Genomic DNA, 25617 nt, shown 5'->3' with positions numbered 1-25617 from the left:
ATCGGCTGGGATTTACGAATAAAGGAGCGCCTCGGTTCGGCACCGACCGAGTGACGCTCAACATGCCGCAATCTCTTCGATGCGCAGCTCGGAAACCGGAACTTCCTCTGTCTGCCCGGTTTCGAAAAAGCGAACGGACGCGAACCGGGTCCCTTTGTTCGCAGGTCCATCAGTGAGCAAGCGGCCTGCACGATCTCCGTGCTGCACCAGGATCGAAACGGCGGATTTGCTTCTGCGTTGCTCGTGTGGACTGCGCGCACGTGCAGAAGTTTGGTGGCACTCGTTCCGAGCAGACCACGGAATATTCGGTCTTGAGTTCTCGATGGCTGGAGCGGACCTCGGAATGTCGCCGGACGGACTCAGAGTGGACGTGAACGATGGATCACGCAGCTCGTGCGCGATGCGCCGCGCTTGAGCATCGGTGAAGCTTTCCTGCCTCGAGCAGACCTGTTCGATCGCTTCGGGTTGTACGCGCCATGCCTGGTAGAGCTCATAGACCGCGCGAATAGAGGAAGTGTGGAGCTTCGCCTGAAGAAAAGCCGGCATTTTTGGAATGGCGGCGAAACGCGAGACCCAGTCCCTCGGCTTGCCGAGCTTGCGGGCGATATCAGCCTGCTTGTCCCCTGCTTCGAGCCGCCCCAAAATGAATTCAGCGATTTCGGCGGTGGCAAGATCGTCACGCTGAATATTTTCGATGATCTGCGCATAGCGATCGGACGCACATCCTTCTTGGACGATGGCGGGCACTGAATCGAGGCCGGCGAGTCGCGCTGCCCGATACCGGCGCGCGCCCATCATGATCAAGTAACGCCCCGAAACCTGGCCAGGCCGCACCACGATCGGCTGCAGTATTCCAACTAGTCGAATGGAGTCCGCGAGCTGGGCAAGTTCATCTTCGTTGAAGACGCGCCGTGGCTGGTCGCGATCTTCTTCGATCTGGGAGAGCGGAATGAACAGAGGACGGCCATTCATGTCCGCGTTCCGCGCAGCGACGTCGGCGAGCTCTTTGAAGCTGAGGTCTAAAGCCATTCGATTCCCCTCCTCAGCCGGCACGTTCGACGATGTTGGCCAACACGGCACGAATCTCGCGGCCGGCTTCCTGCGCCGAACGCCGCTTCAACGACCATACTGGCGCTCGCTCGGCGACCGCCTCCGCATAGCCGTCGCGCGCCACGACGTGTCCGGGGAAGACATATTTGCCCGCGTCCCGAAGCAGCTGCTCGAGATGCGCCCGCTGACGTGGCGACTTGCTGTTAAAGAGAGATGGCAATAGCCCGAGAAACGTCGCGTCGGACCGTCCATATCGATTTTGGACGCCAACGAAGGTTTGCAGCAGTCCCTTCACGCCCTTGACCGAGTAGTCCTCGAGATAGATGGGAGAGAGCACATGAGTGGCGGCGACAAGCGCCGCTACGCTGCGCAGCCCGAGAGAAGGAGGCGTGTCGATGACGCATGCGTCGAAATGCTCGGTCGCCGCGGCGAGGTTCTGTCGGAGCATCGGGATTGCAGCTGCGTCGCTACGATCGACGTCGGTCAAGGAGGTGTCGGCTGGAGCGAGGGTGAGGCCGTCCATTCCGCTGGGAGGAATCGGCGCCGCAGGCCGGAATAACTCCGCCGCGGAGGCGTTCCCTGCATGGCGAGCGAGAGTGTCGGTCGCATTCGCTTGAGCATCTAGGTCGAGCACCAGGACGCGGCGACCGGCTTCCGCCAAATACCACGCGAGATGCACCGCGAGCGTCGTCTTGCCGACGCCGCCCTTCTGGTTGTTGATTACAATCGTCTTCATCGGCTGGTCGCCTTCAGAATGGAACGCCCGATACGAACGGCGGCCGGAACCGTGGTTTGCACCACGGCGCCGACTTGGCTCGCGACCAATGACGCGACTCGCGATGGGAGTCGCCCTGTCACAATGGACAGGGTGAGGAAGCCAGGGCCGGAGACGCCTTGTTTGCGCGATGAGATCGCGAATGCGATGAGTGCGGCAGCCACGTTTTCTGGGGAGATTCACCGGGGTGGGGAATTTGTCCGGAGATAATGATCGGCTTGGTTAGCACGCGCCGCGCGACGAGCTTCACCTTCAACGTGGTGCAAACCACCGATCGGATATTGCTGCTTCACGACGGGTGCCAGCGAAACGCTTCGTTGCCGCCTGGACGAAGCTGTGGTGCAAACCACGGTGTTCTCGAAAGCCTCTGTTCGCCCTTTCTACGGGCATGCTCGTGACAGCCGTAACGAGCGTGGCAGGTGCGCCGACGACGTGGCGCGCTTCCGTTACGGCGCCGGATGCAGAGAGAGCCGCGGCCACTGCCTGAGAGTCGGCCACCGCGATAACTCTCCGTCGATAGCGTGCCACTCCAAAACAGAAAAAACTGCCCGCGGTCTGCTGGCGTCGTAAATCCGAACCAAGCGCAAGAGGCGGGACGGCGAGCGCCGCCCCAGCCTTCGCGTCACTTGCGCTTGGCGGCCTTCTTCTGCGCCTCGGATGCCACATCGGCTTCGTCGTTGTCGGACTTGTCCGTCTTGGCGGAGGCGAGGATCGAGAAGTCGTCGCAGTTTAGGTCGACGGTGTAGACCTTCTCGCCGTCCTTCTCGAAGCTGCCCTGCTTCAGCGTGCCGCGCGCCACCACTAGGTCGCCGGGCTTTGCATAGTCGCGGACATATTTACGGGCGCTCTCGCTCCAGATCGTGATTTCGTTCCAATAGGGCTTGTCCTTCGTCTCGCCGTTGCGGTCCTTGAAGGCGTAGTTGGCGCAGATCGAAACGCGTGTGGTCTGCCCGATTTCACGGACCTTGCCGATACGGCCTAGGATCTGGAATTCTGCAAAGGTCTTCATCTTGCTCTCCATCGTTGGGGCGTTTGCCCCGGTTGCGATGGCTGTCCGTGATGGCCGCAAAAGGCGACGCCATAACCGGAGCGCTGGAAAGGCGCGAGGCCGGAGCAGAGCGGAGGACCCGAAGGCCGCGGCGATTTTGGTTCGCGAGGAATTGGCGCTTAAGCGCCAAGGGGAAAATCGTCGCGGCCGCAGGGTTTTGGGCGACGACTGCGGCCATAGGACGAAACGCCATGCAAACGGCGGCGGGCGCGATTAACGGAGAGCGAAGTGCGAAGACATCGAAGCGAATTCGAATCGTCGGAGCGTCAGGGCATGTGGGGTCTCGTGGACTCTCGCATCGAACTGACAGGAAGCGACTATACAAGTCCGCTCAATGGGGCTGAGACGAATGACATGGCGCCCCGCAGCGAAATGAGCTTGGCGGCGAATGATGCTGCAATTGCGCGGCTCATCTAACGAAAGCCAGCCCTGAGAGCAGCTGGAGGACAAGAGCGCGCCGAGAACATCGGCGATCTGCCTGATCGGCGAAAGCGAAACGATCCTCGCCCGAGCTCTAGAAGTGGGCCTAAACGCATCGACTTGCAATCGAAGCGATCGTTACAAGGCGCTCGAATGCGATGTAGTAGAAAATCATTGGCTAGAGTTTTTGCTTGTCTCGCGTTTGCTCATTTTTCAATGAGCGCCACGCGCGCGCAGCAGCCTGAAATCTCAAAATATGGCGCGTGGGAAACCCAGTGCGCGGCGACGTCCAATGGAAAGGCGTGCGCCCTGGTCCAAAAGACGATGTCGGAGGAACAGCCGAGTATCGGCATCATGGTGGGCGTCTCGCGCCAAGGGCGCGTCTGGACGTGGCCAGCGGCGCAAGCGAACCCAGGAGATGAGCCGTGGCTGAGAAGAACAAAGACGACGGCCGCGCCTTCGAGTTGAAGCGAACGGCGCAAGACGACGACGATCGGCGGAAACACGCAACCGATCGGCTCTCGGATTCAGGATCGAGCGGCGCAGCGGAATTCGATTTTCTGCCCGAACATTTGCGCCGCAAATATTACGTCGTAGAGGTCGATGCGGCGGAGGCAAAAATATACGCCGATCGCGACGGCGAATATCTCATCGCAAAAGCCGGCCGCGACCATCTGGTGACGCTCGTCGCCAATGTCGAAATCGTCCGTGACCTCGTCGCCATCGCTGCGCATCGCGGCTGGGAAAGGATCGAGCTGACCGGCTCGTTAGAATTTCGGCGGGAGGCCTGGCTTGCCGCCTCCACGCGCGGGATCGAGGCGAAGGGCTACGAGCCGTCAGAGCTCGATCGCGCCGCGCTCGCCAAGATGCAAGGACGATTTGAACATGACCAGCAGCATGCCTTCGGACACGACCAGAGAAGAGCAGGAGCGCCGGCTCGGCGCTCGCCTGTAACTGAACGGAATTCAGATGGCGGAGCGGACGACCGCAATGACCGCTCCCATCTCGCTCTCATCGAGCGCGTCGCGCTGGCTGCCTTCCCTAAAGACGCCGTAGCGCGCAAGCGTATTCTTGACGCGGCGCGCGAACGTATCGCGCATCATCGCCGTCGCGGCGCTCGCTTCGATGGGGCGGAAATCGTCGAGGGAAAAACCAAGCAGTCGCGTGAGTCGGCAAAGAAGTCCGCCGGAAAAATCCATAAGGCGGATCGCGCTGCCGCACGCAACCGCTGGCGGTGACTGGCCTTGAATTAGTGCGTCAAATGTGCATATAATGCTCATACAACGCACAGGCCGATCCTCAATGCTTAGCGCCTTCCTAGACCAGGTGACCGACCGGCGCGGCGGCTTTATCTCGCCGCAGCGTGTGAGCGAGGCTCTACACCTACCGCTCACCAAGATTGCGCGCCTCGCTAAAGTCCATCGCAATACTCTTACCCAGCATCCGGATTCGCCGGTCGTTCAAGAGCGCCTCGGTGACATCGCCCGCATCATTACAACCGCGACCGAGCTCCTACGCGGCGAGCAAGGCCGCGCGATTGTCTGGTTCAAGCATCAGCCATTGGCAGGTTTCGACGGCCAAACGGCTGAAGAGCTGGTCGCCGCTGGCCATAGCGATGCCGTGCTGATCCACCTCGATCTCCTGCGCGAGGGTTCCTACGCGTGAACGTAAAGGGCGTGCGGACGATTTCCATCGCTCGCCGCTTCTGGCGCATGCTCGCGCCGAAATGGGCTCATGATCCGCTCAGCGGAGCCGGCGCTGCAAGGCATGGCGGACGGTTCAACCCTCCCGGTATGCCGTCTCTTTACATGTCCGAAGAATTTTCGACAGCGGTGGCCGAATACGAACAAGACCTTGGCATTCGGCCAGGAACGCTGTGCGCCTACGACGTGAAAAGCGAACGGATCGCGGATCTTACTGACACTAGCGCCCTCAAGGCGCTCGGCGTTGATGCGGCGACGTCACGGGCGCCTTGGAAACATGTTGCGTTCGTCGAAAAGCGTTCGCCTCTGACCTGGTCTCTTTGCGAGCAGCTGCTCGCGGAAAATATCAACGGGATTCGTGTTCCCTCGGTCCAGGCGGCCGGATTTAACCTAGTGCTGTGGCGCTGGAACGTCGAGGGTGGCGCCAGTGCGGCGGCGCTCGATCCGCTCGGCGAGCTTCCTACGGATCAATCGTCGTGGGGACGACGATGAGATTTTCTCCAACTCAAAAAATCGCGGCTCGCTTGAGATCTGCCATCCGATTGAAAAAAGACAGCGGCCCCCAGGGTGCTCTCGGTCGGGCGCGGTTGAGTTTTCGAGCCGCGAGACGGCGCGATGTCCGACGTTCGTGCAGCGCAAAGTTCTTGCAGCAGTGTTTCAACACCCTAAAGTAATTTCGGCCATGCTCCAAAACAGGGAGCAAAAATTCAGGAAGGGTGGTCGCATGCATCCCAAGCCAGCCCGGATATGTGGCCTCGTTGTCATGTCAAGCGCGTTATTACTATCCGCATGCGGCAGCGGAGAAAAAGATGAAGCGCTCGGACGTTTAATTACGGATTGCCAGATGTCGGCTCACTATGCGATGGCGGATTCGCCTCTAACGGACGAAAAGAAGCACGTTGCAATTGGAGACTACGTTGAACGATGCTTGAAAGAAGGCGGGCTGCAACCACAGGCGGATGAGTCTTGCGTTGAAACGCCTCAATCAGCTGAAGACGGCAAGAGTTTTGTCAAGCCTCTCAAAAAATGTTGGAAATACAGCAAATCCTCTAGCTGAGACCGTCTTGTTCCAATTGTCATCGAGCGTGAGTGATTAGGAAAGTTGGATGGCTGGGCTTAGAATATCTCGGCTGGTACCGGCCCTTCAGATTGCAATTCGGTAGGATTGGGAGGACGAACCGATGATCCCTTGGGAGATTCAGGCGCGCGAGTTCGTCAATTGCAATTGCGGCTACGCCTGCCCCTGTCAGTTCAACGATTTGCCGACTCATGGCCGTTGCGAGGCCGCGGGCGCCATCGCGATCGACAAGGGGTATTTCGGCGATGTCTCGCTCGACGGCACTAAGATTGCGTTCGTGTTCTGGTGGCCGGGCGCGGTGCACGAGGGCAAGGGCAAATGTCTGCCGATCATCGATGAAGGCGCGAGCGAAGATCAACGCAAAGCCTTGCTGACAGTGATGTCCGGCGGCGAGACGGATCCCTTTGCCACCATGTTCAATGTCTTCGCATCGACGATGGAGACCGTATATGATCCGGTCTTCACAAAGATCGACTTCGACGTCGACATCGAAGAGCGTAAAGGGCGGATTAACGTCGAGGGCTGCTTCGAAACCGTCGGCGAGCCGATCCGCAATCCGGTGACTGGCGATCCACATCGCGTGCGTATCGACCTACCGCATGGCTTCGAATACTCGATCGCCGAGATCGGCAGCGCATCATCGAACGTGCGCGGACCGATACCGCTTACGTTGACGAACAGCTACGGCCAGTTTGCGCATCTTCACCTCAACAATCACGGTCCGATCCGCGACTGATCGACGAAAGCTGAGGTGGAAACAATGGCATTTGAAGCTCTACTCCGGCGTGATCGGGCGATCATCGTTGGCGGCTTGATCATCATCTCCGCGCTCGCTTGGTGCTACGTCATGACGGGCGCAGGCACTGGCATGAGCATGCGCGCAATGACCCGCATTGCCATCTCGCCGGGCGCTTTTTCAGCCGACGCCTCAATGCCGCAGCAGTGGACCGGCTTCTATTGGGCGATCATGGTGGCGATGTGGTGGGTGATGATGATCGCCATGATGGCGCCGAGCGCCGCGCCGATGATTCTGCTCTATGCGCGCGTCACACGCTACGAGCAGAAGAGCGGCCGACTCGCAGAAGGCGTTGTGCCAACGGCGGCTTTTGCTGCTGGCTATCTGATCGCCTGGCTGGCCTTCTCGGTCCTCGCGACCGTGCTTCAGTTTTCCCTCGAACGGGCAGGCCTGGTTCACTCGATGCTGATGTGGTCGCTCAACTCGTGGCTCTCGGCGGGGATGCTCTTCGCGGCGGGACTCTATCAGATCACGCCGTACAAACAGACCTGCCTCAGGCATTGCCGCTCACCGGCGCATTTTCTCTCCTCTCATTGGCGTCCCGGACATTTAGGCGCGATCCGGATGGGCAGCGAGCACGGCGCTTATTGCGTTGGCTGCTGCTGGGCGCTGATGTCGCTGCTTTTCGTCGGCGGCATTATGAACCTGCTCTGGATCGCCGGCCTAGCGGTCTTGGTGCTCGTGGAGAAGGTTGCGCCGCGGGGCGAGTTGGTCGCGCGCGCAGCGGGACTCACCTGTATCGCGGCGGCTCTCTCGATTGCGGGGCGCGCGGTCGGAATCGCCTGACTATCCTATTCAACTACCGGTGACAGTACACACGCCACCGCCAATCGCCATCTTTGGGGATGTCCGTAAAGGGTCTTGTTGTGTGGATACGGTCGGGAGCTTGCTGAGCATTTGGCGGCAGAGACTGACCCCTGAATGAATTCGGCGCGCACGCTGGCGTCGGCGGCGCGCCGCCGCGCCATAGCAAGCAGTCGTGGCGAGGGATCGAGGCCGATGACGGCTTCGACCTGTTCGCCATAAAATGGAAAGTTTAGTCCCGAGCTGATGCCCATCTCGAGCACCCGACCCCTCGCGGGGGCCACCGCCGCGCGGCGGTATTTTTCGAGTTGCTCTTGCCGCATACCTAGGCTCAGGACCTATTAAATTTGATTGAGGCGTGATTCACAAGGGCGTCTGATTCGGAGGCGCCTTGTGATGAGCGAATTGTTTTTGCTGAGCGCGCGCCAGATGGCGCGGATTTCGCCGTTCTTTCCTCTGGCGCATGGCGTGCCGCGCGTCGACGATCGACGGGTGGTCAGCGGCATTGTCTATGTCATCAAGCACGGCCTGCAATGGAAGGACGCGCCCAAAGGCTACGGGCCACACAAGACGCCTTACAATCGCTTCATCCGCTGGAGCCGGCTTAAGGTCTTCGATCGCATCTTCGCCGCACTTTCCGGCGAGGGCCCAAGACCCGAGCGCATCATGATCGACTCGACGCATCTGAAAGCGCATCGCACGGCGGCGAGCCTGTTAAAAAAGGGGTTCTTTCCCGTTGTATCGGGCGCACGAAAGGCGGACTGAACTCCAAGCTCCATGTCATCTGCGACGGCGCCGGCAAGCCGCTCGTCATGATGCTGACCGAAGGCCAGATGAGCGATCACAAGGGCGCTCGGCTGATGTTCAACGCCCTACCCAAGGCCAAAACGCTGATCGCCGACAAGGGCTATGACAGCAGCGCCTTCCGCGACGCGCTCAAAGAACGTGGAACAGAACCCTGCATCCCGTCCCGACGCAATCGCAAGACGCCGATCGACTACGACAAGGCGCTCTACAAGCAGCGCCACAAAGTCGAGAATCTCTTCGCCAAACTCAAGGATTGGCGGCGCATCGCCACGCGCTATGACCGGTGCGCGCACACTTTCTTCTCGGCCATCTGCATCGCAGCAGCCGTCGCTTTCTTCCTCAGTCAATGAGTCCTGAGCCTAGATCGAGTAGCGGCGGCAGAATCCAACGTTCGTAAAAGCTCAGACCCTTTTGGCGGCGCACTTCGCGCAATGGACTTTCGGCAAAGGAGATTGTCGACGCGGCGCCATCCTTGTGATGGACGGTTGGCGGCGTGTCGATTTCGCGCTCTTTTTGGCGCATAGCTGCTTGCGGCGTTTCGGCAGGCTTCGCCGCCGCTAAGGCGATGAAGGCCGCACCGAGACTTGTTCGTCTCCCGAGCCATGAATCGACGGCGGCAAGCAGACGCGCGGCGACCCCGCACGGCGGGTAGAAGACGGCGCCGCGCGTCTCGACGACATCGACCCCCCCCGGCCTCGAGGAGATGGCGAAGTTCGGTTTCCGAACGAAACCTTGCCGCTCGCCATGTGGGATGGCCGAACCAAGCGCGAAAGCGTCGGTAAGCGGCCCACAGGCTCCAGCGCCCGAGTTCGCCGATAACAAGCCGGCCTCCTGGCCTCAAGGCGCGGACCATTTCCGCGATGGCGCGCTGGGCGTCGGGGATGAAGCAGAGGGTGGCGACAGCGAGGACGGCGTCGAAAGTTGCGTCCGAAACCGGCAGCGACTCTGCCTTCCCCTCGGCAAGCCGCAACTGGACGCCCTCAGCCCCCCGCCGCCACGCGGCGGAGATTGCCACGGGGTCCGGGTCCAAACCTGTTACAACCGCGCCGCGCCGAGCCAACTCCGAAGCAATGGCGCCGTCGCCGCAGCCCACGTCCAGTAGATTCTTGCCGGCGATTGGGCCGAGAAGATCAAAGAGGAGCTCTTGCTCCAACGCGTCGGTGATACGGCCGAGGCGGCTCGCCCGCCATCGAGCGTATGAATCGCTCATCTCAACCGGCCTCTTAGGCAGTCTCGTGCTCATCCTGCAGCGCTGGAGCCCCCTGCATTTTGTCGTTCGTCATAGGTGGGCTCGCTGCATGGGTTGAAAACCGCGCATGAACAGCGCCACGACCAGGCCGGAGCAAAAAGTCAGCGCCGCGATTGTCCCGATCGCCCACGGCATGCCGGCGAGATCCGCGATGACGCCTGCGGAGAGCGCGCCGATTGCGTAGCCGAGATCGCGCCAGAAACGATAGACGCTGAGGGAACGCGCCCGCCATGAGGGATGCGAAGCGTCGGATACGGCGGCAATCAGGCTCGGATACACCATCGCGGTTCCAAGTCCGAGCAGAAGGCTGCCGATCAGCCAATAATGGAACTCGCGCGTAAGCGCCGTGAGAAACAGCGCCGCCGCTTGCACCCACATCCCGACGACGATGAGGCCTTTGCGCCCCCAACGATCGCTCAAGGGACCGGTCGCGATTTGCAAGACGCCCCATGTCGCCGGATACACGGCTTTGAGAACGCCGATCCGCTCGACGCCCAGACCAAATGAAGCGAAGAACAGCGGAAAAATGCCCCAGCTCATGCCGTCGTTGAGATTGTTGACGAGACCGGCCTGGGAGGCGGCGAATAGATTGCGATCACGAAACGAAGCGAGCGCGAACACTTCCCAGAAGCCGATGGCGACGGCGTCGACAGGATGATCGCCGATTTCCGTACGCACATGATCGCGCGTGTCGCGCACGAGGAAGATGGAAAGCAGCAGGCCGGCGATCGCATAGCCGACGCCGAGATACATCGGTGTCGGGCGCAGCCCGTATTGCGAGGCAAGGTAGCCGGTAAGGAACGCCGTGACGCCGACGGCGAGATAGCCAGAGAACTCGTTGAGGCCGACTGCGAGGCCCCGCGACTTCGGCCCGACGAGATCGACCTTCATGATGACGGTCATCGACCACGCCAGGCCCTGGTTGACGCCGAGCAGCGCGTTGGCGGCGATCACCCATCCCCAGCTTGGCGCCCACATGATCATGAAAGGAACCGGAACCCCCATCAGCCACCCGAGGATCAGCACGCGCTTGCGTCCCCACACGTCGGCGAGATGTCCGGAGATCAGATTGGCCAAGGCCTTGATCACGCCGAAGCTGACGATGAACGAAACCACCAGCGTGGTCGACGCGATCCCGAATTCCTCGGCGCCGATCAGCGGCACGACCGTGCGCTCGATGCCGACCATGCCGCCGACGAAGGCGTTTATCAGAACGAGCAATGTGAACTGTGGCCAGTTGGCGCGCAGTCCCAAGACCACCGCCCGGGCGCCTGAGGGGGACGACTCGGCGTTGATGGCGATCACTCCGCAGCCGCCTGCATGCCGGAATTGATGGCGCGAATTTGCGCCGCCTGCGCCGGCGACGGCGGGACGTCGGCGACGATTGCGCGCACGAACGCCTCCTCGTCGTCGATTCTGAACGCCTTGTTGTGGCGCTTCTCGAAGCCGATCGTCGACATCGGCTTGCCGCTCAAGCTGCGCCCGCAGACCGAACCGGAATAGGCTCCGGGCAACACCTCCAAATAATCGGGCAAAGACTTTAGTTTTTGCGCGCTACGGAACAAGGCGCGCGCGCCTTCTTCCGCGCTCGTCGCCAGCTCGGTTCGGCCGAGATCGCCCACCATAAGCGTATGGCCGGTCAACACGAACCATGGCTCGTCGGCGCGCGCCCGATCGGTGACGAGAAGCGAGACATGTTCGGGGGTATGACCGGGCGTGTGCAGCACTTCGATCACGACGTTGCCGAGTTCCAGCGCCTCGCCGTCGCGGACGCCGCGGAAGCGAAAGGCCGCATTCGCTTCGGCGAAAAGCGCGTAGTCCGCCCCCGCCGCCTCAGCCAATTCGCGGCCCGCCGAGACGTGATCGGCGTGAAGGTGGGTGTCGATGACGCATCGGATGTTCATGCCGCTTTCTGCGGCGATGCGAAGATAGGAGTCGATGTCGCCTACGGGATCGACGACGGCCGCTGCGCTGCGTCCCGCGCAGCCGAAGAGGTAAGAAGCAGCCATGGGGTCGGAGTGCAGGAACTGGCGAAGGATCATGGCAGGCTCACCGAATTCGGCCATCCGCCGGCTTTCGAGCTGGAATCCAGCTTGACAAGCGCGGATTGTTATTCAATCAATCTATTGATTGATATATTCTGGCCAATGGCATGTCAACTCAAAGTCCCAAACAGGCGCTGTTCACTGAGTTCGCCGCCGTTGCGAAAGCTCTCGGGCACGCCCACCGGCTCGAACTCTTAGAGCAGCTCGCCCAAGGGGAACGCAGCGTTGAGACCCTCGCGCAGAAGACCGGGCTGTCGATCGCCAACGCCTCGCAGCACCTCCAGCACATGCGGCGCGCGGGCTTAGTGGGGGCAAGGCGCGACGGGAAATTCGTCTATTATCAGCTCGCCGACGACGGCGTTCTCGATCTCTTGGCCGCTTTGCGCAGGACCGCCGAGCGTAATGTGGCCGAGGTCGAGCGGATCGTGCGTAGTTATTTCGACGACCGCGACGGCCTGGAGCCCATCTCCCGCGAGGAATTGGCGGAGCGGCTGCGCGCGGGAACAGTCATCATTCTCGACGTTCGGCCCGAAGATGAATTTGCCTTGGGACATTTGCCCGGTGCTCTGAACGTCCCGCTCCGCACGCTCGAAGCGCGGCTCTCCCAACTCAATCCTTCGCAAGAGATCGTCGCCTACTGCCGCGGCGCGTTCTGCGTCCTCTCTTACGAGGCCGTCGCCGTCCTGCGCGCGCGCGGCTTCAAAGCGCGCCGGCTAGAGGATGGTTTTCCAGAGTGGCGTTCCGCCAAACTGCCAATCGCCGAGTGCAATGGATGACCGGGCCATTCGCCCGCGTCACCTAAGTGGTCCCTTTTCCCTTTCCTTATCTTCTCGACGCAGCGGCTGCCCGCTCTTGCCGATCGCTTTGGCGAACTCTTTGAGAAGGTAATCGCGTTTCGTTTCGACCTCGGGCATGTCGGCCATGAACTGCGCTACTTGCTTTGCGAGTTCGCGGTCTGCGGCGTTCTGAGAACGCCGCAGTTCCTCGGCCTGTTGGCGATAGGCCTCCCTGACATCCGCCTGCCTTTCCCGCGTCTTTGCCTCCCAAGGGTGCGCCGAACGTTTTCCGCTCCGCGATTCCTTTACGATCTCCTCGCGAGCGAGCCGCTCCACGCGTGGCTGCTCTCCGCGCTGTTTGATCGCGTGGACGACGCCGCGCTCGGCTTTTCTGACCTTGCCACGTGCGCGGCGCGGCGTCGCTTCCGCCTCGACGCCGCGCAATCTCAATTCGCCGGCAAACTGTTCGCGCCATGTCGCGAGATCGGCCTTGCGAGGATTGAGCCGCCTCCCGTCGTAGCCGAGCGAGCGCACAGTAAGGTGGACGTGTGGATGTTCATCATCGAGATGCTGCACGAAGACATAATCATGCTCGCCGCCGAAGGTCTCGATCGCAAAGGCGCGGACGGCGTCTTTCACGGCGATGGGGTTGGTTCCGGGCGGCATCGACAAAATGACGTTATGAGACAACGGCCCGTCCCGACGCCGACTGCCATCTAGTTCCGCATCGTCTGCCCACCGCTCCTGGATGTCGCGCAAACCTTGCCTGCCATGCATCATCGCGGCGGTTTCCGTTTCGGCCGTCAGCTCACCGTTGCGGGTGATATATTCGAGATGGGATTTCAGATGAGCGACGGTCTTGGTCTTGCCGGTGATCTTGACCATCACCTCAGGCGCCTTGGCGACGATCCGCTGCAACTTGGCTCGCATGGCGGGCGTGAGCTTGCTGGAGTCGATAGGATCAGAAATTTCCCATTTCGCGCGCTTCGGCCTTCGGACCGGCGTTCGCCAGACATAGGAGATCGGCGGTAGTTCAAGGTCGCCGTCGCCCTCGCCGCTCATCAACGGCCCTGCCAATAATCTGCGTTTCGCCTGAGCGCGACGCGTAGTTCATCGAGAGCGGTCTCGATACGCGCCGAAGCCTCTCGAATCGCTTCGGCCTCGATCTTTACCGATTGCCTAATCAGTCGATTCAGATTGGCGGCATGAGCGATCTGGTTGATGTTGCCGCCAATGCGGTTTAGTTCGCGCGCCACGGCTCGTAACGCCTGACGTTCGTCAGGCGTCTGCTGCACCGGAAAACCGAGCCGCGTCCGCACCAAAGACGCGATCCATTGCGTGCGGTTCATGCCGCGCTGCGCGGAAATGGTCGCCAGAAGATTCAGCTCGCTTTCGCTTAATCGGATCGTCACCTTGCGCGACGCGCTTGTCGCCACCGTCGCACGCGCCGGCGCTCTTCCGTCGCCGACCGCTCGTTCGACGAGACGCCGCATCAAGGCGGATTTGCCGCCTCCGGTCGCCGCCATCGTTGCAAATTTTTCAGCGAGCGCGTCGTCGATCTGAAATCCCAGAAACGCCATGCGATTGCTTTGTCCCTTCAAAGGGTGAGGTGTTTAAAAACGGCTGGCGGCAAGCCTATGCTGCACTCGCCTTCGAATAACGCGGTGCGCTCCATTTTCACGTCTCATGGCTTAATTCCGATTAGCCGACTTCGCGTGGCGGCAGTGTTCGTCAGTTGCCTCGGATCGTTCGGGGCGGCGTGAAGATCGATGCGATCGTCCAGCCCGGTCCCCTTCATGCCCGCGCCTTTCCCACACCCTCCGGCCTCACTACGGCGCTATCTGATGAGCGCGTTCGGCCTCCGGGCGCTCCGCTTCGCTTCGTCCCTTCGGGATGGAAAAGCCGCTACATGACGCGCGATGCGAGGGCCGGCTCGCCGTCACGAATTGGCCAGGCCTATCTTCAGCGACACGAGCCGCAACGCAGCGAGAGGCATATCGTCGACCATGCCGTCGTCTTCGAAGAAGACCAGACCGTGCGCCTCGCTCTTGCTCGATCCACACTCCAACAACAGCCGTCCGTAACGCTGCCCATGCTCGACACGTAACGTCGCCAGCGCCACTTCGGACGCCCGTCTCACTGGTCGTGTCGAATGGCGCCATGTTTTGTCATGAGCGCATCCGGATGGATCGAGTCGACTGAGTTCGACGCCTCCGTCACCCTGTGAAGCGCCATTCAGCTTTCGATCCGCGCCCGGCAAGGCCTCGTCGTCATGTGGGTTGGCCGCGTCATGCAGTGCGTCACTCAGTGGCGAATCATCAATCCGCGGCGGCAGACCGCTCAGACCTTCGCACAATGCGACCACTTGTACGCGGGTGAACGAGTCATGTTGCGCGCAAAACGCCTCGACGGCCTGCGGATACTTCTTCCACATCTGATGCAATTCATAAACGGCGCGGATCGGCGAGGTCGCCAACCGCTCCCGCAGCACGGGCGCCATTTGCGCGACAGCCGCATACATGGCGATATAGCTCTTGTCCTTGCCCAGCCGCAGCGCAATGTCCTTTTGCTTCTCTGCGACCGCAAGACGGGAAGCAATGAATGCGGCGATATCCGCGCCCGAAAGGTCATCCCGCTGAATATTCTCGATCATCTGGTCATAGGGATCGCTGATCTCCCCCGAATGAATAAACGCCGGCATCGTGGCGCGGCCTGCCAGCCGCGCTGCCCGAAAGCGCCGCGCCCCGAAGACGATCCGGTGCATTCCGTTGGGACCCGCTCGTGTGACGCCGATCGGTTGAAGAACGCCGCGTTCCCGGATCGAGGCTGCAAGCTCCTCCAGCGTCTCGGTGTCGAAAGCGCGCCGCGGCTGATCTGGGTCTTCCTCGATTGACGAAAGCGGGATTTCGAGAGGCTTGCCGCTCGAGGTGGGGGCTTCGAGGCCCTCGAGCTCGTCCAGCAGCAACGCGACATCATCGAGTTTACGAGCGTAGCTCATGCCATCTCCATTTTCATCGCGAGCTTGTCGAATACGATGCGCATCTCGCGGCCGGCCTCGCGCGCCGCCGTCTTCGGTAAGTTCCAGACCGGCTTTTTCTCGGCCAACGCCTCGCCAATCGACGAGCGTTGCGGGATCACGCCGTCGAACAGGTATTTCGTGCCGAATCTCTGGATGAGGCTCTTCAAATTCTCCCGCTGGCGCGGCGAGGTTGTCTGCAGCCGATTGGGGATCAATCCGAGGAACTCGAGGTCGGAATTGTATTTCTGCTTCACGCCGAGGATGTGCTTGAGCAGCGTTTCAATGCCGTCGATGGCGTAGTCGTCGAGGTCGATCGGCGCCAGCACGAACTGCCCCGCGATCAGCGCCGCGAGATTGCGCACGCCGAAGGTTGGCGGCGTGTCGATGACCGCAATGTCATAGGCGCGCGACGCGTCTTTAATATTGGAGCGGAATTGTTCGATTAGCTTGCGGTCTACGGCGACGATACCGCGCAAGGCGGCGCTGCCACCCAAGACCCGAATGCCAGCGCTCGCCATCGGTGGAATGGCGACCGGACGCGCAAAGAGCACAGCGGCGTCGATCCCAACAGCGTGCGCCGCAAGCGTCGTTGTGCCATTGCTCTGTGGGTCGAGGTCGAGGAAAAGAACGCGTTTGCCGCGCTCTGCAAAATACCAGGCGAGATGCACGGCGATCATGCTCTTGCCAACGCCGCCCTTCTCATTGTTCACGACGAGCGCCTTCATGAGGCCGCTCGGTCGTCGCGACGATCACGATTGGCGGCCGCCACAATCTGTCTCCCACTGGCTCTGTCGATTTGAATCGATCCCATGCCGGAGGTTTTGCCCCGGCGCGCCGAATGAGAACCACTGCGAAATTTCACGGGGGTAAGGGAGGCAAGCGGTCATTTGCGCCCGCCAGGGCGTCGAAGTCCTTACCCCGGGCAAGCTGGACTTATGAGCTTTGTCGCCTTTCCGGGGACTCTGTAGGCAAGGCCCGGCGTCAAAAAAAGTTTGTCCCGGACAAACCCCAGCCCCAAGCGGGAATGTTTGCCCTAGGGAAACTCAACCTCACCGCATGGAAAAATCTGAGATCAACATTTGGCGTCGCCGAAAAAGTTTGTCCGGGACAAACTCGGCCCCCCATGCAAGATATACGAGCCGGACAAGGGGCGGCGTTCGCCGCCCCTCTTTCGATTCACTTGCGTTTTGCGGTCTTCTTCATCATCTCGGGCTCCACGTCAGCCTCGTCATTGTCGGACTTGTCCATCTTCGCGGAGGCGAGGATCGAGAAGTCCTCGCAGTTGAGGTCGACAGTATAGACCTTCTCGCCGTCCTTCTCGAAGCTTCCTTGCTTCAGCGTGCCGCGCGCTACAACGAGATCGCCGGGCTTCGCATAGTCGCGGACGTATTTGCGCGCACTCTCGCTCCAGATCGTGATTTCATTCCAATAGGGCTTGTCTCTCGTCTCGCCGTTGCGGTCTTTGAAGGCGTAGTTGGCGCAGATCGAAACGCGCGTCGTTTGCCCGACTTCACGAACCTTGCCGATGCGGCCGAGGATCTGGAATTCCGCGAAAGTCTTCATCTTGCTCTCCATCGTTGGGGCGGTTGCCCCGGTTGCGATGGCTGTCCGTGATGGCCGCGAAGGCAACGCCCGAACCGAAGCGCCAAAAGGGCGCGCGGCCGAAGCAGAGCGGAGGACCCGAAGGCCGCGGCGATTTTGTTCCGCGCGGAATTGGCGCACAGCGCCAAGGGGAAAATCGTGGCGGCCGCAGGGTTTTGGGCGGCGACTGCGGCCATAGGACGAAACGCCATGCAACCGGAGGCGGGCGCATGTAACGGAGAGCGACGGGAGAGTCGCTGCGACGATCGTCGGGAAATCAGGCCTCGTGAACCTTGGCAAGCGGCTCGCTTCGATCTCACGGCAGCCCACAATCTCGGGTCCGTGCGGCGATGTATAGGTACTGCGTCCCAGGCAAAACGATCTTGGGGAACACAGACGCCCGCAATCCCGGGACGCACGAAGCTGGCCGATAGACGAAGCGGCTCAACGATGCGGAGTGCCAGAACAGCGGCGATCCCGGTCAGGATCTGAACAGACGATCGTTCGGCTTGCGCCGTCGATGCTGAAGACGACGCGATGAAAAGAGGCGTACGAAATGAACGGAAGAAGCGGGAGACATCAGCCGGCGGCGCCATTCGCCGCCGTTCCGGAAATTCAGACGAGAGTCGTTGCGCCGGGTTATGGCCTAATCGCCTTGGGTGGCCGCTGCCTGGCTCGGCAATTTCAAGATGCTCGAGCCGTTTCGGCCGTTGTTCCTGAGCGCCGCGGCCATTGCGTTGTTTGTCGCGTGGCCGTGCATTTATCGCCCCGCGGTAGCCTGCAAGGCGGGCGAAGTCTGCGCCGCGCCACGAGTAAGGTCGGTTTACAAGGCCCCGTTTTGGGGCGTCGCGGCGTTGATCGGAGCCTCGACCATATCCCCTTATGTGCTGCCGCTGTTCTACTGAAAGAGGGCAATCATGAAGAAGCTGGCCACAGTGTTCGTCATGGCCGCCGCATTCAGCGCGCCGGCCTTCGCCGCGACGAAGACAGTCACCTTGTCAGTTTCCAATATGACCTGCGCCGCCTGCCCGATCACGGTCAAGAAAGCGCTGAACAGGGTCGAAGGCGTGCAAACGGCTGAGGTGAGCTATGAGAAGAAGGAAGCGGTGGTGACCTACGATGACGCGAGAACAAACGTCGAAGCGCTCACCAAGGCGACCGAAGGGGCCGGCGCTCTTTTTCAAAAGAACGCGCTTCGCTTCCGCTGGCGGCGGGGGCGGCTCAATCAGCGACAATGAAGGGAATGCGATCGCGTCTCATGTCAACTCATATTGGACCGAAGCGCTCAATACCCAACGTCTTATTAACGACAAAACGGAACATGGCTTTCAAAGCTGGGCGCCGCCAATGGAGCTGGCGCATCTCCTGCTGATGCGACGCGACCCGCGAACAAGTAATTCGGCGGCCAATGGCAATCCGAGACTTCCTGGAGTCGTTCCGGAAATCGACGCCATTGACCATGCTCGGCATTCCACCCGAGCCTGCGCAGCATTATCATTATTGCAGCATAATTGATAATATTGTGCCGAGAAGTTCTCAAATTAGCTGCAGCAACGGGCGCGAATGGCGTTTTCTTACAATTAAGCGCAACGTGACAAACACGGCAGGCCACCGGTGCAGAAGGAGGCAATCTTCTCCGACGAACTCATGGCCATGCTCGCAACGCTCCACATGGATCTGCGCGGCCTGCGCGATCGCGCCATTCTGGCGATCGGCTTCGCCGGCGGTCTGCGCCGCTCGGAAATCGTCGGGCTCGATTGCGGCCCCGATCAAACCGAAGACGGAACCGGTTGGATCGAAATTTTCGGCGCCGCCGCCGATGTTTCAAGCGCCCGGCAAAGGGACTGGCGTCGATGTTTCGTGCGCCAGCAAAGACGGCGGCCTGCTGCTGACCATCAATGGCAAGACCGGCTGGCGCGAGGTCGAAAATGGCCGCGGCTTCCCCCTCACCTGCCCCGCCGTCCTGCTCGAGACCTGGCTGCGCCTCAGTCGAGTCAGTCACGGCCCTCTGTTTCGCCGCGTTGCGCGCAACAGCGCCGGCGTCACCGCCGAGCGCCTCACCGACAAGCATGTGGCGCGGCTGGTGCAAAAGACCACCCTGGCCGCCGGCATTGGCGACGATCTGTCAGAAGGCGAGAGAAAGCTGGCCTTCGCCGGCCATTCGTTGCGCGCCGGCCTCGCCTCCTCCGCCCAGATCGAGGAAGCCCATGTGCAAAAGCATCTTGGTCGCGCCAGCGCCGAAATGACCCGCCGCTACCAGCGGAAGCGCGACCGCTTCAAAGTCAATCTCACCAAGGCGGGGGGCTGTAACGCGAAATCACGCGCTGTTGGTTTGGGGATTCCGGCGCAAAATCCCAGTGGAAGACGCGGCCTGGGCGTCTTCAAACCGCGCCGCGCTGATAGTCTGTTCAAGGCGAATCGAAGCGGGAGAGATACGAAATGGCGCGCCGGCAAGAAGCGAGACGACCTGCATCTCATAGAGGCGGTTGCGCCCCGGAAAGCGAAAATGCGCTTCTCGCGCAGCGAATCGATGAATTTTGCCTTGACGCCGTCGCGAACGTTTCCCCAACAAAAGTAGAGGAAACCGCGCGGCACTGGCTTTCCAAAAAGAACCTCGATCCCAACGCTCCCTCCAGCGTCATACTTCTCATGGAGGCTTTTGCGCTCGCGGGCTATCTGGCGCTATTCACGCCTGCGCTGCTCGGCGCCGCGCCGATCGAACGCTTTGTCCGCCAGCGACGCGCGGACGCCGATGAGGGGGGACGCGCGGCCCTGGATGCCCTGGGCCGGGCGAGCTTTTATCTCATTCAGTTGAAATCCCGCGTCACACCGAAAATGCTCAGCGTGAAGGATATGGCCAGTGGGGAAAACCTGTCCCTATTCGACGAAGACATTCCCGACGCCGTCCTGGGCGCCTATGTCGCGACTTGGCTCGCGCCGCTGCCTGACGGCCGGTTCGTCGCGCTCGGACCGTTGACGCCGCTCGATGCTGGCGCGCTCGCCGAAGGCCTCACCTTCGTGCGGCCGGGCGCGGGAATGTCCAATCCGCGTCGTTGCGCCGCCGCCGTCTATCGGCATGTCATGCGCCATGACGGCTTACGGATCGAAGGCCTGAATCTTTTCCCCGAGGATCTGCTCGAAGAGCTCGCGGAGGTCGCCGAGGAAGAAGAATACGATGATCTCGATCGCCTTGCCTTCGCATTCGCAGCTACGAAGAAAGGCGATGAGCCCGAGGCCGCATTGATCCGCGAGGCGCGCAAACTGGCCGCCGCGCGGCATTTGTTTCAGGCGTTGACGCGGAACGCCATCTCACGCCAGCACGGCCGCGGCGATTTCGCCGAAGCTTTTTCGCGCATCAGCTTCATCATGATGGAGACTCTCGATCGCCGCGCCGCGGCAGGCTCAGGCGACGAGGATCGATCGTTTGAATCGATGGCCGCGGAAATTGATCGCGCCATCGCGGAAAATTATCTGCCAAGAGAAGCACGCGCGCTGTTCGACGAGTTACGCCGCCGCGTGATGGCGTCGCGGCGTGCGACCGCCGACAAGGGCCCCGGCGACGCGGAGCTCGCGCGGGTTCTACAACGCATCCAGGCGCTGCGCGCCAAAACCGTCGAGCAGGGCTGCACCGAACAGGAGGCGCTGGCCTCCGCCAAGAAAGTCGCGGAACTGCTCGATCGCTACGGGTTGTCGCTCGGCGAAGTCGAAATGCGCGATCAGGCCTGCGAGGGCGTTGGCGTCGACACCGGCCGACAACGGCGGGCGCCAATCGACGAATGCATACCGACGATCGCTCTGTTCTGCGATTGTAAAATGTGGATGGAGACGGGAGTGAGCGGCGCAATTCGTTACGTGTTTTTCGGCCTGCCGGCGGATGTCGAGGCGGCGCATTACCTTTACGACTTGATTGTCGTGACCTTCGCGACCGAAACGGCGCGCTTCAAGAACGAGGATATGACTATTGCTTCCAGCGCGCGTCGTGTATCGACGCGTTCCTTCCAAATCGGGCTCGCGCATGGAATCGGCGACAAGCTGAAGAGCCTAAAAGTCGAGCGCGACGCCGCCAACAGGCTTTCGACGGGCCGCGATCTCGTTCCCATGAAAGCCTCCGTTATCGAGGACGAACTGGAAAAACTTGGGCTGTCCTTCCATGCCAAGTCACAAAACCGCAAGCGCAGCGTGGCGCCGGACGCCTACCACGCAGGCCGCGCAGCCGGCCGGAAATTCGAGCCGCGACGGGGCGTCGAGGCGGCTTGATCCGCGACCGTGCGACACGGCGATCTCACCCGAGCGAGGACGAATGCGTCGCCCGCCACTCGTCAGCTGCGCGGCACACTGGCATGACCTCCGCTTCGAGCTAAAGCCACGAAGCCGCGCCTCACGGCGTCAACAGAGCTGGGGGCAACGGACCATAATATCCGTCGGCGGTTTCAAGCGGCGGCCGTAGATCGGGGCCGGGCCAGGTGAACCGATTACTCTCGCTCAGCACGATCCACGACGGTTCGTCATCAAGCCCCAGCCTTTGCTTGACTCTCGGTGGTATCTCTATCGGCTCAGTCGGATCCGCGGCCGGCGCGTGGGTAATCGGAAGAACGCGAACCACTCAAGCGCCATCTTCTTCGATCGCGACAATCGCCAACACCAAGCAAGGCCGGTCTTTGTCGCCTTCTTCTCTTCCTTCCCGGCTCTGCCGATCCCAGAGGTAGGCGTAACGGAACACATGACCGATTTTGATTTCCGTCGGGATCATCTTCCAGACAACGGCGGATCGAGCTCTGCGTTCAGAGCTTCAAACCCCGGCGCCATGCGCGTTTGCTCGACGGTCTGAATGTCGGCTTCGCTTAGATCTACAGTACGTTCGACCCGGCGATCGCGCTTCGATAGGCGGACGTAATCTTCATAGGCCATGAGCACGGTGCGCGGACGATCGGGTTGCACGGGCGCTTACATGTCGATATAATACAGAATTATCGACACGTTTCCGGAATTTGTCGATCTCATCGACATCTGTGGGGCAATCTATCGATCGACACAGGCTTCAGCGACATGTCTTTCGACCCTGCCCGCCCCTACAATGATCTTCCCGGGTTGCCACCGAGCCAGGACGTCGAGACCAAGGCCGTTCTTAAGGCCTGCGTCGAGGCCCGCGCGGCGCTGGCGGAGGTCAAGATCTCCGGCCAACTTATCCCGAACCCGTCGGTTCTGATCAATTCGATCCCCCTCCTCGAAGCGCAGGCAAGCTCCGAGATCGAAAACATCGTCACGACCGCGGACCGGCTATTCCGCTTCGCCAACCGGCCCGAAGCCGGCGTCGATCCCGCGACCAAGGAGGCGCTACGCTACCGCACGGCGCTTTATCAGGGCTTCAAGAGTCTGAAGGGCCAGCCGCTTTCGACGCGGAGCGCCATCGAGATCTGTCGGACCATTAAAGGGGTGGACCTCGATATCCGCGCAACCCCGGGCACTGCGCTGATGAACGAGGCGACCGGCCGAGTGGTTTACACTCCGCCCGAGGGCGCCGAACTGCTCCGCGACAAGCTCGCCAATTGGGAGCGCTACATCCATGCGGATGACGGCGTCGATCCGCTGATCCGACTCGCCATCCTGCACTACCAGTTCGAAGCGATCCATCCGTTCACAGACGGCAACGGCCGCACGGGCCGGGTTCTCAATCTGCTGTTCCTCGTCGAACAGGGCCTGCTCGACATTCCCGTCCTCTATTTGAGCCGCTATATCATTGATAACAAGAAGGCTTACTACGATGGCCTGCTCGCCGTCACGACGGACGGCGCGTGGGAGCCATGGATTTTGTTCATGCTCGCCGCCATACGCGAAACTGCGACATGGTCGGCCGCTAAAATCTGGGCGATCCGTAACCTCCTTGACGGGACAGCCGAACAAATCCGGCGCGAACTGCCGAAGATCTATTCTCGCGAATTGGCCGAGATCATATTCGTCAATCCCTATTGCCGGATCGCCGATCTGGTCGGCGCCGGCATCGCCAAGCGCCAATCCGCCTCCGTTTATCTGAAAGCCCTCACGGCCCTCGGCATCCTCTGCGAAATCGAAGCAGGCAGGGAGAAAATCTACACGAACCCTGCTCTGCTGACGCTGCTCTCCGACCGCAGCACAACAGAAGGCGCCTCCTGATGACGGGTTCGACCGTCAAAGGGCGGATGATCGGCTATGCCCGCGTTTCAACCGAGGACCAGGCGACTGACGCGCAGGTCGATGTCTTGAAAGCCGCCGGCTGCGCCGAGATTTTTCGCGAGCATATGTCGAGCGCAAAGGCGTCGCGGCCGGGGCTGGCCAGGGCTCTGGCGCGCGTGCGGCGCGGCGACGTGCTGGCGGTGGCCAAACTCGACCGGCTGGCACGCTCCTTGTCGCATCTGCTTTCGGTCATCGCCGAACTGGACGCCAAGGGCGCGCATTTCAAATCGCTCGCCGATCCGATCAACATGACGACGCCGCAAGGCCGCTTCGCCTCGCGGGTGCTCGGCGCCGTCGCGGAGCTGGAGCTGATTCAGGAACGCACCAAGGACGGGCTGCGCGCCGCCAAGAGACGCGGGCGCGTCGGCGGCAATCCCAAACTGCGCGCCGACGATCGCGACGCTATCAAGCAAATTGCCGACGCGAAAGCCCAAACTTATTTCGCGCGGGTCAACCGAACCGCCGAACACTGGCTGCCGATCGTCAAAGAATGCGCAGGTACCCGGGAGAGGGATCGTTCTTGCCAGGGTCCGCGAGCGACTTGAGGTCGGAGACACCAAGGATGGCCATCCCGAAGGCGCACAATCCCAATAAGATTTTGACAGCAAACGCCATCATTTACTGGAAGTCTTCGCTGCAACCCTGCCAAGCCCGGGTCGTGTCCCCATTGATGGTGTAGCTGGAAGTGAGCAAACCGCTCGCGACGCGCGCTTTTGATAGCGCCGTAGCGAGCGAGCGGCTTGCGGCGGTCACCGATGGCGTTGCCTAGGGATTCGGAACATTCGAACGAATGAAGTTCCATATGATTTCTGCTTTGTGTCAAGATGGAGAACTCGTGCGGTTGCTGCAACGAGCGCCGCCCCTTCGGGTTTGTGGCGCCCCCTGGCTACAGGGCTGCGTCACGTAATTTGAATAGGCCCTTAAGTGCTAGCCGGGGGCTCGCATAACGCAATCCTGTCCATTTGTTGGAGCAGTGCAGTAAGGTCTGGATTCAATTGATCCAGTAAACGAAACCGGTGGGGAGGCGTATACCGACAATGCGCCCGCCGGCGATGGGCGACTTGCGAAGGCGCAAGGACGAGCCCATGCAAATCAACGCCCATAAGCTCCAAATTTCAGAGCGATCGGCTCGTCCCTTGCGTCAAGAGTTCCACGGACGATTGCGGAACAGCGAAAATTCGACTCTTCTCACGAAGTTTCCGCGCCAGCGCCCGCTGTCGTCTTCGACGGACCAGCGACGCATTGCGTAACTGCGGCTCGTATCGGAGCCAGATCGTCCTCGCCGAAGGTTTCCTTGTCGAGCAGACGCTGCGCCGAGTCCTTGTGGACTCTCGCGCAGTTCTGCAATATGGCGGTCGCGCGATCGAACGCCTGATCGACGAGCTTGCGGATGGCGGCGTCGATTTTCGCGTTGGTCTCGTCGCTGGCTTCGGACTGCAAGGGGCCAAGCCCCGGCAAGTCCAGATAGCGTAGGCGCTCGGCGACGAAGGAGGCCTGCCCGATTTCCGGCTCCATGCCGTATCGCGTGACCATAGCGCGCGCCATTTCGGTCGCGCGCTGGAGATCGTCGGTGGCGCCTGTGGTCGCCTCTCGAAAGACCGCCATCTCCGCCGCCCGTCCGCCGAGCAACACGGTCATGCGATTCAGCAATTCCGTGCGGGTCATCAGATAGCGGTCCTCGGTCGGCATTTGCATCGTATAGCCGAGCGCGCCCATCCCTCTTGGAATGATCGAAACCTTCTTGATCGGGTCGGTGTCCGGCAGAGCCATGGCGACGATCGCGTGGCCCATCTCATGATACGCAACGATCTGGCGCTCGCGCGGATTGAGCAGGCGCTTGCGCTTTTCCGGACCGGCGACGACGCGCTCGACAGCGGCGGTGAAATCATCAAGGGACACGGATGACGCCTGGCGGCGCGTGGCCAGCATCGCCGCTTCATTGACGAGATTGGCGAGATCAGCGCCCGTGAAGCCGGGCGTCAATGCGGAGATCTGGGCCGGGTCGACATTCGCGGCGAGTTTGATTTTCTTCAAATGCACATTGAGAATCGCGACGCGACCATTCTTGTCGGGCCGGTCGACCGAAACCTGGCGATCGAACCTGCCGGCGCGCAACTGAACCGCCCCGGGTTTGCCGGAGGCTCCAACTCTTGAGAGATTGGGGCCATGGAAACGAAGAAGACGTCGAAGAGCTTTTCACCTGAGGTTCGGGATCGCGCGGTTCGGATGGTGCGGGAGCACCGGGGGGACTACGGC

25 protein-coding genes and 5 pseudogenes are annotated in these 25617 nt (G+C 61.1%); 15 read left to right on the top strand and 15 right to left on the bottom strand.

Going from position 1 to position 25617, the window contains the following annotated elements; genetic code table 11:
- Nucleotides 1–57: 57 nt before the first annotated feature.
- The 3 genes from ACR65W_RS06195 to ACR65W_RS06185 form a co-directional block, all read right to left on the bottom strand.
- The gene (locus ACR65W_RS06195; RefSeq protein WP_434500950.1) at nt 58–972 is read right to left on the bottom strand and encodes a ParB/RepB/Spo0J family partition protein; all 915 of its coding nucleotides are present in this window, start codon (nt 970–972) and stop codon (nt 58–60) included.
- 70 nt (nt 973–1042) lie between these two features.
- Nucleotides 1043–1786 carry a ParA family protein gene (locus ACR65W_RS06190; RefSeq protein WP_434500937.1) on the bottom strand — a complete coding sequence of 248 codons (744 nt, stop codon included), beginning with the start codon at nt 1784–1786 and terminating at the stop codon, nt 1043–1045.
- Nucleotides 1787–2447: 661 nt separating this feature from the next.
- Nucleotides 2448–2834 carry a single-stranded DNA-binding protein gene (locus tag ACR65W_RS06185; protein WP_434500936.1) on the bottom strand — a complete coding sequence of 129 codons (387 nt, stop codon included), beginning with the start codon at nt 2832–2834 and terminating at the stop codon, nt 2448–2450.
- An 884-nt stretch (nt 2835–3718) separates the two neighbouring features.
- Between ACR65W_RS06185 and ACR65W_RS06180 the strand changes: the two genes are divergently transcribed.
- The 6 genes from ACR65W_RS06180 to ACR65W_RS06155 all read left to right on the top strand — a co-directional run bounded on the left by ACR65W_RS06180 (nt 3719) and on the right by ACR65W_RS06155 (nt 7656).
- Nucleotides 3719–4531, top strand: coding sequence for an LPD7 domain-containing protein (locus ACR65W_RS06180; RefSeq protein ID WP_434500935.1), 813 nt, complete (start codon nt 3719–3721; stop codon nt 4529–4531).
- 64 nt (nt 4532–4595) lie between these two features.
- Entirely contained in the window at nt 4596–4958 is a 363-nt protein-coding gene (locus ACR65W_RS06175; RefSeq protein WP_434500934.1) for a DUF2384 domain-containing protein, read from the top strand.
- 47 nt (nt 4959–5005) lie between these two features.
- Nucleotides 5006–5488 carry an RES family NAD+ phosphorylase gene (locus ACR65W_RS06170; RefSeq protein WP_434500933.1) on the top strand — a complete coding sequence of 161 codons (483 nt, stop codon included), beginning with the start codon at nt 5006–5008 and terminating at the stop codon, nt 5486–5488.
- Between the two features lie 136 nt (nt 5489–5624).
- On the top strand, nt 5625–6053 hold the full coding sequence (locus ACR65W_RS06165) for a hypothetical protein (protein WP_434500932.1): 429 nt from the start codon (nt 5625–5627) through the stop codon (nt 6051–6053).
- Between the two features lie 124 nt (nt 6054–6177).
- Nucleotides 6178–6810 carry a DUF1326 domain-containing protein gene (locus ACR65W_RS06160; protein WP_434500931.1) on the top strand — a complete coding sequence of 211 codons (633 nt, stop codon included), beginning with the start codon at nt 6178–6180 and terminating at the stop codon, nt 6808–6810.
- A 147-nt stretch (nt 6811–6957) separates the two neighbouring features.
- Entirely contained in the window at nt 6958–7656 is a 699-nt protein-coding gene (locus tag ACR65W_RS06155) for a DUF2182 domain-containing protein (protein WP_434502395.1), read from the top strand.
- 5 nt (nt 7657–7661) lie between these two features.
- Here the strand turns inward: ACR65W_RS06155 and ACR65W_RS06150 are convergent, their stop codons facing one another.
- Nucleotides 7662–7928 (bottom strand): methyltransferase domain-containing protein, encoded by a 267-nt coding sequence (locus ACR65W_RS06150; RefSeq protein WP_434500949.1) that lies wholly within the window; start codon nt 7926–7928, stop codon nt 7662–7664.
- Between the two features lie 142 nt (nt 7929–8070).
- Here ACR65W_RS06150 and ACR65W_RS06145 point away from each other — a divergent pair, with 142 nt between their 5' ends.
- Together ACR65W_RS06145 and ACR65W_RS06140 are read left to right on the top strand one after the other, a co-directional pair.
- Nucleotides 8071–8439 (top strand): transposase, encoded by a 369-nt coding sequence (locus ACR65W_RS06145; RefSeq protein ID WP_434500929.1) that lies wholly within the window; start codon nt 8071–8073, stop codon nt 8437–8439.
- A pseudogene (locus ACR65W_RS06140) lies at nt 8391–8831 on the top strand (IS5 family transposase); the annotation flags it as partial. The gene ACR65W_RS06145 and the pseudogene ACR65W_RS06140, both read left to right, overlap by 49 nt.
- Here ACR65W_RS06140 and ACR65W_RS06135 read toward each other — a convergent pair.
- From ACR65W_RS06135 to ACR65W_RS06125, 3 genes are all read right to left on the bottom strand, one after another.
- Nucleotides 8825–9691, bottom strand: coding sequence for a class I SAM-dependent methyltransferase (locus ACR65W_RS06135; RefSeq protein ID WP_434500928.1), 867 nt, complete (start codon nt 9689–9691; stop codon nt 8825–8827). The pseudogene ACR65W_RS06140 and the gene ACR65W_RS06135 sit on opposite strands and share 7 nt — an antisense overlap.
- A 69-nt stretch (nt 9692–9760) precedes the next feature.
- Nucleotides 9761–11035 (bottom strand): MFS transporter, encoded by a 1275-nt coding sequence (locus tag ACR65W_RS06130; protein ID WP_434500926.1) that lies wholly within the window; start codon nt 11033–11035, stop codon nt 9761–9763.
- On the bottom strand, nt 11032–11772 hold the full coding sequence (locus ACR65W_RS06125) for an MBL fold metallo-hydrolase (RefSeq protein ID WP_434500924.1): 741 nt from the start codon (nt 11770–11772) through the stop codon (nt 11032–11034). Before ACR65W_RS06125 ends, ACR65W_RS06130 begins: the two co-directional genes overlap by 4 nt.
- A 110-nt stretch (nt 11773–11882) precedes the next feature.
- Here ACR65W_RS06125 and ACR65W_RS06120 point away from each other — a divergent pair, with 110 nt between their 5' ends.
- Nucleotides 11883–12551: an ArsR/SmtB family transcription factor gene (locus tag ACR65W_RS06120; RefSeq protein WP_434500923.1), complete on the top strand. Its 669-nt coding sequence runs from the start codon at nt 11883–11885 to the stop codon at nt 12549–12551.
- A gap of 18 nt (nt 12552–12569) precedes the next feature.
- Here ACR65W_RS06120 and ACR65W_RS06115 read toward each other — a convergent pair whose 3' ends face one another.
- From ACR65W_RS06115 to ACR65W_RS06095, 5 genes are all read right to left on the bottom strand, one after another.
- Nucleotides 12570–13613 carry a relaxase/mobilization nuclease domain-containing protein gene (locus ACR65W_RS06115; protein ID WP_434500922.1) on the bottom strand — a complete coding sequence of 348 codons (1044 nt, stop codon included), beginning with the start codon at nt 13611–13613 and terminating at the stop codon, nt 12570–12572.
- Nucleotides 13613–14131: a plasmid mobilization protein gene (locus tag ACR65W_RS06110; protein ID WP_434500921.1), complete on the bottom strand. Its 519-nt coding sequence runs from the start codon at nt 14129–14131 to the stop codon at nt 13613–13615. Before ACR65W_RS06110 ends, ACR65W_RS06115 begins: the two co-directional genes overlap by 1 nt.
- A gap of 359 nt (nt 14132–14490) precedes the next feature.
- Nucleotides 14491–15549 (bottom strand): ParB/RepB/Spo0J family partition protein, encoded by a 1059-nt coding sequence (locus ACR65W_RS06105; RefSeq protein ID WP_434500920.1) that lies wholly within the window; start codon nt 15547–15549, stop codon nt 14491–14493.
- Nucleotides 15546–16295 carry a ParA family protein gene (locus ACR65W_RS06100; RefSeq protein WP_434500919.1) on the bottom strand — a complete coding sequence of 250 codons (750 nt, stop codon included), beginning with the start codon at nt 16293–16295 and terminating at the stop codon, nt 15546–15548. The genes ACR65W_RS06105 and ACR65W_RS06100 overlap by 4 nt, the downstream gene beginning before the upstream one ends.
- A 451-nt stretch (nt 16296–16746) precedes the next feature.
- A complete protein-coding gene (locus ACR65W_RS06095; protein ID WP_434500918.1) occupies nt 16747–17133 on the bottom strand; it encodes a single-stranded DNA-binding protein in 387 nt (128 codons plus the stop codon).
- 677 nt (nt 17134–17810) lie between these two features.
- Between ACR65W_RS06095 and ACR65W_RS06090 the strand changes: the two genes are divergently transcribed.
- From ACR65W_RS06090 to ACR65W_RS06075, 4 genes and pseudogenes are all read left to right on the top strand, one after another.
- Nucleotides 17811–18056 carry a mercuric transporter MerT family protein gene (locus tag ACR65W_RS06090; RefSeq protein WP_434500917.1) on the top strand — a complete coding sequence of 82 codons (246 nt, stop codon included), beginning with the start codon at nt 17811–17813 and terminating at the stop codon, nt 18054–18056.
- A gap of 12 nt (nt 18057–18068) precedes the next feature.
- The gene (gene merP / locus ACR65W_RS06085; RefSeq protein ID WP_434500916.1) at nt 18069–18389 is read left to right on the top strand and encodes a mercury resistance system periplasmic binding protein MerP; all 321 of its coding nucleotides are present in this window, start codon (nt 18069–18071) and stop codon (nt 18387–18389) included.
- 352 nt (nt 18390–18741) lie between these two features.
- A pseudogene (locus tag ACR65W_RS06080) lies at nt 18742–19456 on the top strand (tyrosine-type recombinase/integrase); the annotation flags it as partial.
- A gap of 344 nt (nt 19457–19800) precedes the next feature.
- Nucleotides 19801–21408 (top strand): DUF2786 domain-containing protein, encoded by a 1608-nt coding sequence (locus ACR65W_RS06075; RefSeq protein WP_434500915.1) that lies wholly within the window; start codon nt 19801–19803, stop codon nt 21406–21408.
- Between the two features lie 62 nt (nt 21409–21470).
- Here the strand turns inward: ACR65W_RS06075 and ACR65W_RS06070 are convergent.
- Both ACR65W_RS06070 and ACR65W_RS06065 read right to left on the bottom strand, forming a co-directional pair.
- Nucleotides 21471–21901 (bottom strand): annotated as a pseudogene (locus ACR65W_RS06070) (plasmid maintenance toxin (PemK-like)).
- Nucleotides 21898–22077, bottom strand: a pseudogene (locus ACR65W_RS06065) (type II toxin-antitoxin system Phd/YefM family antitoxin); the annotation flags it as partial. The pseudogenes ACR65W_RS06070 and ACR65W_RS06065, both read right to left, overlap by 4 nt.
- A gap of 120 nt (nt 22078–22197) precedes the next feature.
- On the opposite strand from ACR65W_RS06065, the gene fic reads away from it, so the two are divergent.
- Both fic and ACR65W_RS06055 read left to right on the top strand, forming a co-directional pair.
- The gene (gene fic / locus ACR65W_RS06060) at nt 22198–23301 is read left to right on the top strand and encodes a protein adenylyltransferase Fic (protein ID WP_434500914.1); all 1104 of its coding nucleotides are present in this window, start codon (nt 22198–22200) and stop codon (nt 23299–23301) included.
- Nucleotides 23301–23906, top strand: coding sequence for a recombinase family protein (locus tag ACR65W_RS06055; protein WP_434500913.1), 606 nt, complete (start codon nt 23301–23303; stop codon nt 23904–23906). The genes fic and ACR65W_RS06055 overlap by 1 nt, the downstream gene beginning before the upstream one ends.
- Nucleotides 23907–24549: 643 nt before the next feature.
- Here ACR65W_RS06055 and ACR65W_RS06050 read toward each other — a convergent pair.
- A pseudogene (locus ACR65W_RS06050) lies at nt 24550–25476 on the bottom strand (ATP-dependent zinc metalloprotease FtsH); the annotation flags it as partial.
- Nucleotides 25477–25617: the final 141 nt, after the last annotated feature.

Origin of the sequence: Methylocystis sp. (assembly GCF_051062815.1) — a bacterium.
Taxonomy (GTDB): domain Bacteria; phylum Pseudomonadota; class Alphaproteobacteria; order Rhizobiales; family Beijerinckiaceae; genus Methylocystis.
The sequence above is the reverse complement of the archived record's forward strand: the minus strand, read 5'-3'. Positions and strand labels throughout refer to the sequence as shown.

Bases quoted from the DNA above. Each gene is read 5' to 3' on its own strand.
- ACR65W_RS06195 (WP_434500950.1), bottom strand. From the start codon at position 972: ATGAATGGCCGTCCTCTGTTCATTCCGCTCTCCCAGATCGAAGAAGAT.
- ACR65W_RS06190 (WP_434500937.1), bottom strand. From the start codon at position 1,786: ATGAAGACGATTGTAATCAACAACCAGAAGGGCGGCGTCGGCAAGACG.
- ACR65W_RS06185 (WP_434500936.1), bottom strand. From the start codon at position 2,834: ATGAAGACCTTTGCAGAATTCCAGATCCTAGGCCGTATCGGCAAGGTC.
- ACR65W_RS06175 (WP_434500934.1), top strand. From the start codon at position 4,596: ATGCTTAGCGCCTTCCTAGACCAGGTGACCGACCGGCGCGGCGGCTTT.
- ACR65W_RS06170 (WP_434500933.1), top strand. From the start codon at position 5,006: ATGCTCGCGCCGAAATGGGCTCATGATCCGCTCAGCGGAGCCGGCGCT.
- ACR65W_RS06160 (WP_434500931.1), top strand. From the start codon at position 6,178: ATGATCCCTTGGGAGATTCAGGCGCGCGAGTTCGTCAATTGCAATTGC.
- ACR65W_RS06155 (WP_434502395.1), top strand. From the start codon at position 6,958: ATGACCCGCATTGCCATCTCGCCGGGCGCTTTTTCAGCCGACGCCTCA.
- ACR65W_RS06150 (WP_434500949.1), bottom strand. From the start codon at position 7,928: ATGGGCATCAGCTCGGGACTAAACTTTCCATTTTATGGCGAACAGGTC.
- ACR65W_RS06145 (WP_434500929.1), top strand. From the start codon at position 8,071: ATGAGCGAATTGTTTTTGCTGAGCGCGCGCCAGATGGCGCGGATTTCG.
- ACR65W_RS06135 (WP_434500928.1), bottom strand. From the start codon at position 9,691: ATGAGCGATTCATACGCTCGATGGCGGGCGAGCCGCCTCGGCCGTATC.
- ACR65W_RS06125 (WP_434500924.1), bottom strand. From the start codon at position 11,772: ATGATCCTTCGCCAGTTCCTGCACTCCGACCCCATGGCTGCTTCTTAC.
- ACR65W_RS06120 (WP_434500923.1), top strand. From the start codon at position 11,883: ATGTCAACTCAAAGTCCCAAACAGGCGCTGTTCACTGAGTTCGCCGCC.
- ACR65W_RS06115 (WP_434500922.1), bottom strand. From the start codon at position 13,613: ATGAGCGGCGAGGGCGACGGCGACCTTGAACTACCGCCGATCTCCTAT.
- ACR65W_RS06110 (WP_434500921.1), bottom strand. From the start codon at position 14,131: ATGGCGTTTCTGGGATTTCAGATCGACGACGCGCTCGCTGAAAAATTT.
- ACR65W_RS06105 (WP_434500920.1), bottom strand. From the start codon at position 15,549: ATGAGCTACGCTCGTAAACTCGATGATGTCGCGTTGCTGCTGGACGAG.
- ACR65W_RS06100 (WP_434500919.1), bottom strand. From the start codon at position 16,295: ATGAAGGCGCTCGTCGTGAACAATGAGAAGGGCGGCGTTGGCAAGAGC.
- ACR65W_RS06095 (WP_434500918.1), bottom strand. From the start codon at position 17,133: ATGAAGACTTTCGCGGAATTCCAGATCCTCGGCCGCATCGGCAAGGTT.
- merP (WP_434500916.1), top strand. From the start codon at position 18,069: ATGAAGAAGCTGGCCACAGTGTTCGTCATGGCCGCCGCATTCAGCGCG.
- ACR65W_RS06075 (WP_434500915.1), top strand. From the start codon at position 19,801: ATGGAGGCTTTTGCGCTCGCGGGCTATCTGGCGCTATTCACGCCTGCG.
- fic (WP_434500914.1), top strand. From the start codon at position 22,198: ATGTCTTTCGACCCTGCCCGCCCCTACAATGATCTTCCCGGGTTGCCA.
- ACR65W_RS06055 (WP_434500913.1), top strand. From the start codon at position 23,301: ATGACGGGTTCGACCGTCAAAGGGCGGATGATCGGCTATGCCCGCGTT.